Below are 12,804 nucleotides of genomic sequence, written 5' to 3'. Positions count from 1 at the left end.
CCTTCCGGTCCGGTCCGCCGGGCGGCTCCCGTACGCACGGACGCGGGCCCGAGCACGTAGCCGCCGTTACCGCCGTACTCGTTGACAGCGTGCGCACAGGCCACAACACTGGCCTCCGGCCGGCCGATTGGGAGCGCTCCCATTCTCATGGTGAGGCGTTCCGCTCAGGCCGGACACGGATTCACCGCCTGCTCGTCCGCCATTCCGCGAGGAGCTCCAGACGTGATCAGACGCCGACTGTCCGCACTGGCCGTGATGGCTCTCGCCGCGGCCACGCTGACCGCCGTACCGGTGGGCAAGGCCACCGCGGACGAGGTCGAACAGGTCAGGAACGGGTCGTTCGCCACGGGCATGGACCCGTGGTGGACGACCACCAACGTCACCGGGGAGCTGTCCGACGGGATGCTGTGCGCGAACGTGCCCGGTGGCACGACCAACCGCTGGGACGCGGCTGTCGGGCAGAACGACATCGCCCTCGTGAAAGGAGATTCGTACAGGCTCAGCTTCAAGGCCTCTGGTTCACCGGAGGGGCACGTCCCGCGGGTGATCGTCGGCCTGTCGGTGTCGCCGTACGACACCTACTACGAGGTGAGCCCGCAGGTGAGCGTCTCGGGCAACACCTATTCGTACACCTTCACTTCGCCCGTCGACACCGTGCAGGGCCAGGTCGGGTTCCAGGTCGGCGGGAGTGCCGATCCCTGGCGTTTCTGCATGGATGACGTGTCGCTGGTCGGCGGCGTACCGCCCGAGGTGTACGAACCGGACACCGGCCCGCGGATGCGCGTCAACCAGGTCGCCTACCTGCCTGCGGGCCCCAAGAACGCGACTCTGGTCACCACCGCCACCGAGCGGCTGCCCTGGCAGTTGAAGGACGCCGCGGGGACGACCGTCGCCCACGGGCGCACGGTGCCGCGCGGGGAGGACGCCTCCTCCGGCCAGCACGTCCAGTCGATCGATTTCAGCTCCTACCGCAAGCGGGGAAGGGGCTTCACGCTGGTCGCCGACGGCGAGACCAGCCGTCCGTTCGACATCAGCCCGGTCCCGTACGGGCAGTTGCGGGCCGACGCGCTGAAGTACTACTACACCCAGCGCAGCGGCATCGAGATCAGCGATGCGCTGCGCCCGGGGTACGCGCGGCCCGCGGGCCACGTCGGCACCGCCCCGAACAAGGGCGACGTCGATGTGCCGTGCCAGCCGGGCGTGTGCGACTACCGGCTCGACGTCAGCGGCGGCTGGTACGACGCAGGCGACCACGGCAAGTACGTCGTCAACGGCGGTGTCGCCACCTGGCAGTTGCTGAACGAGTACGAGCGCTCGCGGTGGGCCCGCACCGGGCAGCCGGCGAAGCTCGGCGACGGCACGCTGGCCATTCCGGAGAGCGGCAACAAGGTCCCGGACATCCTGGACGAGGCGCGCTGGGAGCTGGAGTTCCTGCTCAAGATGCAGGTGCCGCAGGGCGAGCCGCTCGCGGGCATGGCCCACCACAAGATCCACGACGTGAACTGGACCGGGCTGCCGCTGCTGCCCAGCGACGACCCGCAGCAGCGGGAGCTGCACCCGCCGTCCACCCAGGCGACCCTCAACCTGGCCGCCACGGCCGCACAGGCCGCACGGCTGTACCGCCCCTACGACCGCGCGTTCGCGTCCCGGGCGCTCAAGGCCGCCGAGTCGGCCTGGGCCGCCGCGGAGGCCCACCCCGAGATGTACCCGTCCGAGAGCGACGGGATCGGCGGCGGCGCCTACTCCGACAGTGACGCGAAGGACGAGTTCTACTGGGCGGCCGCCGAGCTGTACCTCACGACCGGCGGGAAGCAGTTCGCCGACTACCTCCTGGCCTCCCCGCTGCACACCGCGGACGTCTTCGGCGCCACCGGCTTCGACTGGGGCCGGACGGCCGCGTTGGGCCGGCTCGACCTCGCGACCGTCCCCAACCGGCTGCCCGGCCGCGACCGGGTGCGCCGGTCCGTGGTCAAGGCCGCCGACACCTACCTGGCGACCCTCGACGCGCACCCCTACGGCCTGCCGTACGCGCCCGCCGGCAACTCGTACGACTGGGGTTCCAACAGCCAGATCCTCAACAACGCGCTGGTGATCGCCGAAGCGTACGACATCACGGGGCGCACCGCCTACCGTGACGGCGCGGTGCAGAGCATGGACTACATCCTGGGCCGCAACGCGCTCAACCAGTCGTACGTGACCGGTTACGGCGAGGTCGCCTCGCACAACGAGCACAGCCGCTGGTACGCCCACGAGCTGGACCAGGCTCTCCCGAACCCGCCGAAGGGGACGCTCGCGGGAGGCGCGAACTCCAGCATCCAAGACCCCTATGCCCAGGGGAAGCTGCAGGGCTGCGTAGGGCAGTTCTGCTACATCGACGACATCCAGTCCTGGTCCACGAACGAGACGGCCATCAACTGGAACGCGGCACTCGCCTGGATGGCGGCCTTCGTCGCGGACCAGGGAGACAGCTAACCTCCCCGAACCGACCGGTGCGGGTCGACCACCGCTCGGCCCGCACCGACTCGGGGACCGGTTCACCGCTTCGGTCGCGTCGGTCACGCCGCGGCCTGCGCTTCCGTCCCGCCACCGGCTGCGGCATCCGTTTCAACCACGGCACCTACGACCAGGCGGTGCTCGACGCACACCACGCCCGCCCCTGCCCCACCGCCGGGTCGGGGGCGGCGCCGTCGGCCGCGCCGAGTCGGTGCAGGTGCCGCGCATGGTGGATGGGGGTCCGTTGCGTGCTGGTGTCGGCACGAGGACGGTCCTGCCGGCCCGGGCACCGGGGGCCCGGGGGCCATGGGTGGGGGGTCCGCGCCGGGCGCGCGGAACCCCCTGGGCTGCCGCGTGCGGTCAGTAGGTGTGCAGGGTCAGACCGTACCGGCCCAGGATCTCGTTGATCGGCTGGAACCAGGTCTCGCCGCCGCTGGAGCAGTTGCCCCAGCCGCCGGAGGTGACGCCCTGTGCCTGGTCCCCGGTGATGAAGGAGCCGCCCGAGTCACCGGGTTCGGCGCAGGCGTTGGTCTTGGTCAACTGGTGCACCGCGCCCTGGCTGTAGTTGACGGTCTCGTCCAGCGCCAGAACCGTGCCGCAGTGCCAGTGCGAGGTGGAACCCGAACGGCAGACCGAGGAGCCGACGGGCGCCACGGCGGAGCCGCGTACGAGCTGGTCGGACACCGTTCCCCAGCCGAGCACCACCGGCACCGTCCACCAGCCGCTGCCCACGCTGACCCAGGCGTAGTCGTTGTCCGGGAACGAGGAGCCCTGGAAGGTGCCGATGTAGGAGTGGTCCCAGCCGCTGACCCCGGCGCCGGGCTGCCCGCAGTGCCCGGCCGTGACGAAGCCGCCGTACACCGAGAAGCCGATGGAGCAGCGGACGTTGCCGGTGTAGTACGGGTCGCCGCCCACGGTGCCGGCGGCAAGGGTTCTCGGGGCGGCGGAGGCCTCCACGGTGACGGGTCCGGTCCGGCGGGCCAGGGACAGGAAGCGCTGGACATCGTTGTCGGCCCGCTTGCCGCGTACGACCTCGACGACGACCGTGCCGGCCTTCGGATCGACATGCCAGCCGCCGACCCCCGGGGGTGCGGTCAGCCGGTCGATGCGCGCCTTGGCCGCGTCCAGTTGCCGGGCGCTGTGCTCGGCGGTGCGGACGGCGGCCCCGGATCGCTCGATCGCCCGGCGTGCGGCGGCCGGGGCTTCCTGGGTGAGCGCCACGGTCAGACGCCCGCTCGGGGCGTCGAACCAGGAGCCCGCGTAAGCGGCGCCCGCCGTGCGGCGTGCCTCGGGGGCGAGGGTCGCGGCGGCCTTCTCCGCCGCCAGCCGGGCCACCGCCTGGGTACGGGTCAGGCCGAGGTCCCGCTGCATGGCGGTGACGATGCCGTCGGCGGCGGGCTCGGCGGATCGTGCGGAGGTGGCGGGTTCGGTGGTGGAGCCGGTCGCCGAAGCGGGGAAGGTACCGGCCGCGCTCAGTCCGCCGAGGACGAGGAGTGCGGCCAGTGCGGCATGCGCGAGTCTGGTGCGTCTCATGGGGGTTGCCCTTCGTCGTTCCAGGGGTGGGGGTGGAACCGTCGATGTCTGAGAGCGCTCTCATGCGTGGCGGGCAGAGCCTAGCCCCGTCCGCACGTCAGGTCCATGCCAATACCGGGTTCGCTTCGACGATGTAAGCGGCGGCCGCTGCACCGCCGACCGGGTGACGGCTCATCGGGTGAAGTCCGCCGGGTGGCCGGCACCTCACCACGTGTCCGCCTCCCGCCCGCTTGCCCGGCGTCACGGGGGTGTCGCCGCCCGAGCCATGGGCGGCGGCATCCGTCAACCCGGTCGGGTCGCACGGAGGTACAGGGCGGGCGGAGCCGGCCGGGCCGGGATAGAGGAGAGTCATGAGAAAGTCCCGAATAGCCCCCTGGGCGGCCTCCCTCCTCCTCGCGGCCGCCTGCACCCTCGCCGGTCCCGCGGCCACCGCGGCGGCACCCGGCATCGCGGCCGCGGGCTACGTGGCCCTCGGCGACTCCTACTCGGCGGGGGTCGGAGCCGGCAGCTACCTCACCGCCACTCCGCGCTGCCTGCGCAGCAGCCTGTCCTTCCCCGCCCTGTGGGCCGCGGCCCACTCGGTCTCGTCGTTCAGCTTCGCCGCCTGCGACGGCGCCAAGACCGGCGACGTGCTCAAGAACCAGCTCGGCCCGCTCGGCCCGCGCACCGGCCTGGTCACCATCACGGCAGGCGGCCGGGACGCGGGATTCACCAAGGTGATGGCGGCCTGCGTACTGGGCGGCAGCGGCACGTGTCTGTCCGCTGTGGCCAAGGCCCGCTCGGCCACGGACGGGACGCTGCCGGGCGACCTCGACCGCCTCTACTCGGCCATCCGCGGCAAAGCGCCCGCCGCGCGTGTCGTGGTGCTCGGCTATCCGCGCCTGTATCAGTTGCACGGCGGCTGTTCGGGCGGCCTGCGGGATATCGAGCGTTCCGCGCTCAACGACGCCTCGGACCACCTCGACGAGGTGCTCGCCGCGCGCGCCGCCGCCCACGGTTTCACCTTCGTCGATGTGCGGAGCGCGTTCGGCGGGCACGAGATCTGCTCGCCCGAGCCCTGGCTGCACAGCGCCGACTGGCTGGATCTCGGCGAGTCCTACCACCCGACGGCGACCGGGCACTCCCTCGGCTATCTCCCCCTGCTCACCGACGCGCTCTGAAACGGGGCGCGCGTGCCGGTCACATACCGGCCGTCGCTCTGCGCCGGGCCTGCTCGAACTCCTGGACCGGGTCGCCGCCGGCCTGCCAGGGCCAGGCGGTCACGGTGCCGTCGAGCGCGTCGAAGACCGCACGGGCCTCCACCCGCCGGTCGGCGGCCAGCAACGCGTAGGCGAGGGTGTTGAGATCGGCCAGGGCCGCGGCATGGTGCAGGAACCCCGGCCGTACCCAGGTGAGGGCGACACGGTCGAGGGCCTGGGCCGCCATCGCCTGGGACCAGTGGTTGCGCGCCACCAGCGCCTCGAACCCGCCCCGCTCGAGCACGGCGTGGTACTGCTGGACCTGAGCGGTGAGTTCCGTCGCCGCGCAGGGGGCGTTCGCGGGCATGCGGGCCCGCAGGGTGTCCACGAACTCCAGGACCTGGATGCGCGATCCGGCCTCCTCAGGGCTCAGATAGCCCAGCATGCCCAGATAGGCATCACGGTTCCAGCGGTCACGCGCGAGCACCTCGTTCCACACCCCGAACACCCGGGGCTGCGCCCAGCGTTCCACGCGTGCCACCGCCAGGAGAGCGACCCAGGGGGTGGGATCCTCCGGGGCGAGTTCGGCGGCCCGCAGACAGCTTTCCACGGTGCCGGCCGCGTCCTGCAGGCCCCCTTGCCTGCGGGCGTGGGCGACCTCGGTCCAGGCGTGCAGGACGAGTGCGTTCGCGTCACGCGGCTCGCGCGTGGCCCAGGACCGCGCCAGATGCGATCCGGCGAGGAACCCGGCCAGCACGCCAAGGCGGTGCGTCCGACGGTCCCAGTCGCCCGGCTCCTGGCCCAGCAGCCGGGACAGTTGCGCGGCGCACAGGTCCGTCGTCGCGAATGTTCCGGTCCTCGTGGTCGCCAGCAGGGACTTCAGCAGCATGCCCAGGTCCTGGTCGCCGAGTTCCGGCGCCAGGCGTGCACCTCGGCGGCGACGCGATAGAAAAGCCATGGTCGGAGGCTAGAGGGGCATGGGGATTACGCAAGGTGCGCGCCGAGATCGTTATCTGTCACCGACCGTCGAGTCCGTACGCGTACCACCACCCGTCTTGAGGAAGCCGCTCCCCGACGGGACGGCGAGCCAGGAGGTCCCGTCCGGGGCCGGGGCCAACCCGGCAGCAGGGGATCGGCGAGCCGCGCCGGCAGGTACCGCCCCGCACTCGCTGCCGGCCCGACACGGCCCTCGACATCCTCGATCAGGTCGTGGTGAACTCCGCGACGGCTGCGAGCACCGTCTCCGGCGTCTCCAGTTGCGGGAGGTGTCCGGTGCCGGCCAGCGGTCGGAAGACGGCGCCGGGTACGGCGGCGGCGTACGCCTCGCCGTAGCCCAGCGGGGCGATCCGGTCGGCGGTGCCCCACGCCACCAGGGTGGGCACGCGGGTCGCCGCCAGCCGCCCGGCCAGCGTCGGGTCGGCCATCTCCCGGCCCGCGTACGCCGACAGCGTCTCCCGGTTGGCGGCCATCGTGGCGCGCTGGGCCTCGGTGAGCCGGTCGGCGGCGGCGAGCGGGGGAGCGGGCCGGGTCGTGGAAGGAGAGCGCGGCCACCTCGTCCGGGCGGAGCGCGAAGAAATCGGCGAGCGGGTGGCCGGGCACGGTGATCCCGACGCCGTTGAGGATGACGGAGGCGGCGATCCGCCCCTCGTCCAGCAGGCCCATCTCGGCGGCGATCCAGCCGCCGATCGAGTTGCCCACCACGGTGACGCCGGTCAGCCCGCGCTCGGCCAGCAGCGCGGTGTACGCGGCGGCCAGCGCGCGGATGCCGTCCAGGGCGGTGGGGCGCGGAGTGCCGTCGAAGCCGGGATGGGTGGGGAGCAGCACCCGGGCGGCGTGGCGCTCGGCCAGCAGCGCGGCGAACGGCCGCATGGAGGCGGGCCCGGCGCCGCCGTGCAGCAGCAGGACGGGACGGCCGGAGCCGGTCTCCTCGACGGTGAACGGGACGGGGGGCGGTGGCGTTCATGGGGTCTCCCGGGGGCAGGTGCGGCCACGTCTCGGCTCGCTCATCAACTCGCTTATATAAGCAACCTTAGATCAACATGCTGGGTTTGCGCTAGCCTGAATGCCGTGACCCGGACCCCGCAGCAGGTCGCGCTCGCCGTGAAGCGCCTCCAGAACCGCCACCACCGCGCGCTGACCACCGCCCTCGCCCCGCTCGGCGTCTCCCTCGCGCAGTGGGACACCCTCCGCCATCTGCACGCACACCCGGACGCCTCGCTGCACGACCTGGCCCAGCTCACCTTCCAGACCGACCAGGCCTTCGGCACCCTCGCCGCCCGGATGGCGGCCCGGGGCCTCATCGAACGCGTCCCGGGCCCCGGCCGGGCGGTCCGGCACGCCCTCACCCCGCACGGCGAAGAGGTACGGCGGGAGGGCGAGCGCCGGGTCGCCGCCGAGGTGGAGCGCTCACTCGCACCCCTCACCGAGGCCCAGCTCGACCAGCTCGGCGCGCTGCTGGAGCAGGCACTCGCGGCTGGGGAGGGCTAGAACCCGGGCCGGCGTCGGCGTCCGTCGGAACGGCGATAGCGCACCGTCACCAGGGGCGGGATCACCGAGACCGCTCCAGCTCGGCGCGAACACCTGGTTGTCGACGCTGAGCTGAGCCGGCCGCGGCGGCTCGAACTTTCCCGGTTGGGCCTGGCGCCTCGTTCCCGCATCGCGTCGGGCGCCGCGTACGACTCGACGGTGCGGGGAACGTCGGCACTGGGCGGACGCGTGCTGCCGGGTGAGCGCCGGCCCCACCACTCCCCCATCACCCGGGCCCCCAGTGCCGCGTACGGTCTGCGCATCGCCGATCGGTGGTGGGGTCTGCGGGGCCTGGGGGCGGCACGGGGTTCGGGGCAGCGGGGCACAAGTGGGTCGTGGAGGAGCCGCTCCGCCGGGGCGGGCTTGCCGACCCGAGGCCCGTACGGGCGTGCGGCTGCTCCACGTCGGCGCGGGTTGCGCCGGTCCCGCGTACGGTCTGTTCCCGGTTCGGCGCGTGCGGGGCCGCTGGCGTCGGTAGGGCGACGGAGCGGACCTGGCCGACCTCATCGAGGCTCGCCGGGCCGCTCCCCGACCGGGGCCCGGACCCGAAGCGGCTCGACGGCCTGCAGTTGGGTCGAGCGGGCCGAGCAGGGCCCTCGGCCGCGGTGGGGCCGGTGCGGGCGCGGTTCGCCGCGGCCGGGTCGAATCAGGGAACCAGCACCAGTCGACCGCGTATCCCGCCCGCCGCTAGCCGGTCGTGCGCCTCCGCGGCGCGCTCGAGTGGGAGGGTCTCGGCGACCCGCAGAGTCAGATCCATGGCGGCCAGCTCGGCCAGGGCGACCCCGTCGGCGCTGATCCACTGCTGGTGGACCCGGATGCCGCGCAACGGGAGCGGCGCCGAACCGCCGACCACCGTGGCGTAGGCGCCTGCGCTGCGGACAGCGGCCAGGGCTCGGATTCCCAGTCCCGCCGTGTCGAGCGCGCCGTCGACGCCGCCCGGTACCAGACGGCGGACATCGGCCGCGAGGTCGGATGCGTCACGGCCGACGACCCATTCGGCGCCGAGGCTTCGGGCTAGTTCCTCGTCGGCGGCGCCGGCCTGGGCGACGACGCGCAGACCGCGCCGTGCCGCCAGTTCGACGGCGAAGCCGCCGACCGCTCCGGTGGCGCCGGTCACCAGCACGGTGTCGCCCGCAGCGAGGTCGAGCAGGTCGAGGGACTGAAGGGCGGTAAGTCCGTTCAACGGCAGTGTCGCCGCGGCTGCGGCGGAGGCGCCGGGCGGTGCGGGCGCTACCGCTGTGGCGTCCAGGACGAGGTATTCGGCGTAGGCGCCCAGCGAGACGTCGAGCAGGTCACGCAGCCCGATCACCCGCTGCCCCGGCGCGAACGCCGTCACGCCCGCACCGACCCGGTCGACGACGCCCGCGACGTCCCATCCGATGCCTGTGTACTCGCGGGCGGCCATCAGTCCGGCTTCGACGAGCGTGCCGGAACGGGTGACCAGGTCCACCGGGTTGACGGTCGCGGCCTCGACGCGGATCCGCACCTGCCCGGGGCCGGGCTCCGGCAGCGCAACCGTCACCGACTCGAGCACCTCGGGTCCGCCATAACCGCGGGCGACCACCGCCCGCATCTTCTCTCCAGCGATCATGTCGCACACCGTAGGAAGCGCTACTCTCCCTCGGGAAGTACGCACTTCGTGGTGCGTTCGGCACCGGAAGGAGAGCCATGCCCACCCGTACGGCCGCACAGCGCCGGGCCGAGGCGAGCATCGTCTACGACGCCTACCTCGCCGAATGCCCCGCCCGGCAACTGCTGGACCGCATCTCCGACAAGTGGGTCAGCCTGGCCGTCAACGCGCTCGCCGACGGGCCACAGCGGTACACCGGACTGCAACGCCGGCTGGCGAGCGTGAGCCAGAAAATGCTCACGCAGACTCTGCGTCACCTGGAACGCGACGGGTTGGTGTCGCGGACCGTGACTCCTGCCGTCCCGGTCCGCGTCGAATACGCCCTGACGCCGCTCGGCCGCTCGCTGCTGCCCCTCATGCGTGCGATCAAAGACTGGGCGGAGGAGCACATGGACGAGGTCCGCGCCGCCCGCACCGCCTACGACGCCCCGGGCTGACCGCCCGGTGACCGCCCGGTGATACGGGCCGCACGGTGTCAGGCGGACGCAGGGTGGCGTACGGCTTCCCGTGTTCGGCGCAGTGGCCGAGGCTTCACCCGGCCCGGTCAGACGGTTGGTCCCGCATCGCGTGCCAGGAGCGCCGCCTGCACTCGGTTGCTGACTTCCAGCGCGGTCAGGATGCGGCTGACGTGTGCCTTGACGGTGCTCTCCCGCATGCCGAGCCGGCCGGCGATCTCCGCGTTCGTGTCGCCGCGGGCGAGCAGGGTGAGCACGTCGCGTTCGCGCTGGGTGAGGCGGTCCAGGTGGGCCCGGGCCGTGGTGGCCCGGGGTTGGCCGGTCGCGTGGTAGCGGTCGATGAGGCGGCGTGCCGCGGTGGGGTGGAGCATCGCCGAGCCGGCGGCCACGAGGTGGACGGCGCGCAGGATCTCGGCCGGGTCGGTGTCCTTGAGGAGGAAGCCGTCGGCTCCGGCGGCGAGGGCGTTGTAGACGTACTCGTCGAGGTCGAAGGTGGTCAGCGTGATCACCTTCGGTGGGTGGGGCAGGGCGCGTAGCCGGGTGGTGGCGGTGATGCCGTCCATGCGGGGCATGCGCACGTCGACAAGGGCGACGTCGATGCGGTGGGCGGTGGCCTGTTCGACGGCCTGGAGGCCGTCGGCGGCCTGGGCGGCCACGTCGATGCCCGGGTCGCCTTCGAGCAGGTCGGCCAGGCCGAGGCGGACCAGGGCATCATCGTCGACGATCATGGCGCGGATCATGTGCGAGTGCCGTTCTGCGGGGTGCCGGCGGGATGGGGGATGCGGGCAGCCAGGCGCCAGGAGCCCGCGCCGGCGGGTCCGGCGTGGAGGTGGCCGCCGAGCGCGGTGACGCGTTCGCGCAGGCCGATGAGGCCGTAGCCGGAATCGACGGGGACGGTCCGAGGGGTGCCGGCGGTGTTGACGGCCTCGACCAGTGTGGCCGGCGGCCGGTAATCGACGCGTACGGTCACCGGCGCTCCCCCGGCATGTTTGCGGGCGTTGGTCAGTGCCTCCTGGACGATGCGGTACGTCGCCAGCCGGTGCGTGGTGGGGGCCTGGTCCGGCCGCCCCTCGGTCGTCATCGTGACGCGTTGGCCGGCGGCACGGGCCTCGTCGACCAACTCCTCCACATCCCGCACGACCGGGGTGGGCGCGGCGGATGCCGGTGGGGCGTCAGGCTCCCTCAGCGCGCCAAGGACGTCGCGGAGGTCGGTGAGGGCCTCGGTGGACGCGGTGCGCAGTAGGCCCAGCCGTTCGGCGACCGGGGCGGGCACCGTGGCGCTTCTGGTGGCCAGCACACCGGTGTGCAGAGCGATGAGACTGAGCCGGTGGGCGAGGACGTCATGCATCTCCGCGGCGATGCGGGACCGCTCCACGATGCGGGCGGCCTCTTCGCGCAGGTGGGCCTCGACGCGCATGTGCTCCACATCGGAGGCCAGAGCCTGGACCAGACGCCGGCGGTTACCCAGCCAGAGGCCGACGACGACGGCGAAGAGCCACACGAACAGCGCGGACACGTACCGCTGTTCGACCCACAGCCGGGTCGCCGGACAGCCCAGCACGTTGGCGGCCAGCGCGCCGGTGGCGCAACAGGGCCCTACCACCGCATCGCCCCCTACGGCATCGCCGCCGCCTGCCTGTGGGCCACCGCGGAAGCGGGTACGGGATACACCGCCGCGGCCTCCCTTCAGCGCGTCCTCACGCTGGGCGGCCCCGCGGTAGCCGTGCTCGTCCTGCTCGCCGCCGGGGCCGCGCTCAACCGGCGCCGCTCCGCTCGTCCCGCGACTCGACCGGGCGATGGCGTGCGGTAGGTCGTGGACAGAGCGGGTCCCCGGCGCGTGGCGCCGGGGACCCGGGTCGAACGATCAGCTCGGGACTACCGCTCCGTCGTCCCGCCGCCTTCGTAGGAACGGCGCACCGCGTCGGCAGCCTTGTCGGTCTGGGCGTCGTACTTGTTGCCCGTACCCTCGTCGACCATGCGCTCAGCGCCCGTGACGCCCTTGTCGGCCTGGTCCGGGTGGCTCTTCGCCATCTCCTTGGCCTTGTTCGCCATGTCGCCCAGCTTGCCCATGGGTACCTCCTGAGAGCTTGCGTGCGTTGTGCCAAGGCGACGGGTACCCGCAGTGTCCCGCCTCTCACCACCTTTGTCCGCCCGAACCACTCAGTGCCGACAAGCTCCGAACGACTGGGGCATCGCATCGCCCTCAACTTCATCCGGTCCAGGGGGTGATCCGGACGAACCGGCCTAGTGGCCCCCGCCGCGGATGACCCACTTGATCCACGAACGCAGGCGCGTGGCGTCTGCGAAGGACGCGACGTCCGTCCTGTCCGATGCGGACAGGACGCCCACGAGCACCTCTTTGCCCGTCTTGTCGAACACCGTCGCCGGGCCCCCCGAGTCACCGCCCGCCGGAAGACCGCTGCCGCGCTGGGCGCAGAAGTCCCCGGTGCCCACGAGCAGATCACACCGCCGGTCCGCGTGCGCGACGATCCTCACCTGTGCCTGCTTGAGGACGTTCGACTGGCACGAGGCCTCGTTCTTCGGCGGCGCGCAGGTGGCCCCCCAGCCGTAGGACCGCACGCTGCGACCGACCTTCACGCTCGTGCCGGTTCCCCGTTCGATGGGCTCGATGTCCAGGCGGGGCACCCGCACGAGGGCCACGTCGGCTCCGGGGGCGAACACCGTGCCGTTCTCGACGCGACGCACGACCTTCCCGTGCCGTCGGTCGAGACTGCCTACGCGGAACGTGACGTCCCAGTTGTCGTAGCGGACGCAGTGACCGGCGGTGATCACCCACTCGGGGGCGACTACGGTGCCCGTGCAGGACGGCTCACCGTCGATGTACACCCGCACCGCCCAGGGCCCGTGCTTGCTGACGGTGCCTCCCTGGATGGCCGAGGCCGGTCCTGCCGTCGCCAGGAAGAAGGCGATGAGGGCGCATATCACGCCGTATACACGCATCTTGCTCAACATGTCTGTTCCTCGGGCC

Annotated in this window: 12 protein-coding genes and 1 pseudogene; 4 read left to right on the top strand and 9 right to left on the bottom strand. The window is 72.5% G+C overall.

The features are described 5' to 3' along the window. Positions 1–255: 255 nt before the first annotated feature. Positions 256–2,472, top strand: a complete 2,217-nt coding sequence (locus D9753_RS34655) for a glycoside hydrolase family 9 protein (protein ID WP_394346821.1) — start codon at positions 256–258, stop codon at positions 2,470–2,472. Positions 2,473–2,853: 381 nt separating this feature from the next. Here the strand turns inward: D9753_RS34655 and D9753_RS34650 are convergent, their stop codons facing one another. Then, positions 2,854–4,026 carry a S1 family peptidase gene (locus D9753_RS34650; RefSeq protein ID WP_121790602.1) on the bottom strand — a complete coding sequence of 391 codons (1,173 nt, stop codon included), beginning with the start codon at positions 4,024–4,026 and terminating at the stop codon, positions 2,854–2,856. Positions 4,027–4,376: 350 nt separating this feature from the next. On the opposite strand from D9753_RS34650, the gene D9753_RS34645 reads away from it, so the two are divergent. Next, positions 4,377–5,186, top strand: a complete 810-nt coding sequence (locus D9753_RS34645; protein ID WP_121790601.1) for an SGNH/GDSL hydrolase family protein — start codon at positions 4,377–4,379, stop codon at positions 5,184–5,186. A gap of 19 nt (positions 5,187–5,205) precedes the next feature. Here the strand turns inward: D9753_RS34645 and D9753_RS34640 are convergent, their stop codons facing one another. From D9753_RS34640 to D9753_RS38450, 3 genes and pseudogenes are all read right to left on the bottom strand, one after another. Then, on the bottom strand, positions 5,206–6,162 hold the full coding sequence (locus tag D9753_RS34640) for a hypothetical protein (RefSeq protein ID WP_121790600.1): 957 nt from the start codon (positions 6,160–6,162) through the stop codon (positions 5,206–5,208). Between the two features lie 244 nt (positions 6,163–6,406). Continuing rightward, positions 6,407–6,781 carry an alpha/beta fold hydrolase gene (locus tag D9753_RS38455; RefSeq protein WP_338058017.1) on the bottom strand — a complete coding sequence of 125 codons (375 nt, stop codon included), beginning with the start codon at positions 6,779–6,781 and terminating at the stop codon, positions 6,407–6,409. Positions 6,782–6,797: 16 nt separating this feature from the next. Continuing rightward, a pseudogene (locus tag D9753_RS38450) lies at positions 6,798–7,073 on the bottom strand (alpha/beta fold hydrolase); the annotation flags it as partial. A gap of 198 nt (positions 7,074–7,271) precedes the next feature. Between D9753_RS38450 and D9753_RS34630 the strand changes: the two are divergent. After that, on the top strand, positions 7,272–7,691 hold the full coding sequence (locus D9753_RS34630) for a MarR family winged helix-turn-helix transcriptional regulator (RefSeq protein ID WP_121790599.1): 420 nt from the start codon (positions 7,272–7,274) through the stop codon (positions 7,689–7,691). A gap of 685 nt (positions 7,692–8,376) precedes the next feature. Here D9753_RS34630 and D9753_RS34620 read toward each other — a convergent pair. Further along, the gene (locus D9753_RS34620; RefSeq protein WP_240468371.1) at positions 8,377–9,321 is read right to left on the bottom strand and encodes an NADP-dependent oxidoreductase; all 945 of its coding nucleotides are present in this window, start codon (positions 9,319–9,321) and stop codon (positions 8,377–8,379) included. 77 nt (positions 9,322–9,398) lie between these two features. Here D9753_RS34620 and D9753_RS34615 point away from each other — a divergent pair, with 77 nt between their 5' ends. Next, entirely contained in the window at positions 9,399–9,797 is a 399-nt protein-coding gene (locus tag D9753_RS34615) for a winged helix-turn-helix transcriptional regulator (protein ID WP_121790598.1), read from the top strand. Positions 9,798–9,904: 107 nt separating this feature from the next. Here D9753_RS34615 and D9753_RS34610 read toward each other — a convergent pair whose 3' ends face one another. The 4 genes from D9753_RS34610 to D9753_RS34595 all read right to left on the bottom strand — a co-directional run bounded on the left by D9753_RS34610 (position 9,905) and on the right by D9753_RS34595 (position 12,776). After that, positions 9,905–10,555: a response regulator gene (locus tag D9753_RS34610; protein WP_121790597.1), complete on the bottom strand. Its 651-nt coding sequence runs from the start codon at positions 10,553–10,555 to the stop codon at positions 9,905–9,907. Then, complete coding sequence (locus D9753_RS34605) at positions 10,552–11,418, bottom strand: sensor histidine kinase (protein ID WP_240468370.1); 867 nt, start codon at positions 11,416–11,418, stop codon at positions 10,552–10,554. Before D9753_RS34605 ends, D9753_RS34610 begins: the two co-directional genes overlap by 4 nt. Positions 11,419–11,690: 272 nt before the next feature. Beyond that, positions 11,691–11,885 (bottom strand): antitoxin, encoded by a 195-nt coding sequence (locus D9753_RS34600; RefSeq protein ID WP_121790595.1) that lies wholly within the window; start codon positions 11,883–11,885, stop codon positions 11,691–11,693. 174 nt (positions 11,886–12,059) lie between these two features. After that, positions 12,060–12,776 carry a S1 family peptidase gene (locus tag D9753_RS34595; protein WP_240468369.1) on the bottom strand — a complete coding sequence of 239 codons (717 nt, stop codon included), beginning with the start codon at positions 12,774–12,776 and terminating at the stop codon, positions 12,060–12,062. Between the last annotated feature and the right edge of the window lie 28 nt (positions 12,777–12,804).

Source organism: Streptomyces dangxiongensis, assembly GCF_003675325.1.
Taxonomy (GTDB): domain Bacteria; phylum Actinomycetota; class Actinomycetes; order Streptomycetales; family Streptomycetaceae; genus Streptomyces; species Streptomyces dangxiongensis.
This window is presented reverse-complemented; position numbering and strand designations above follow the sequence as displayed.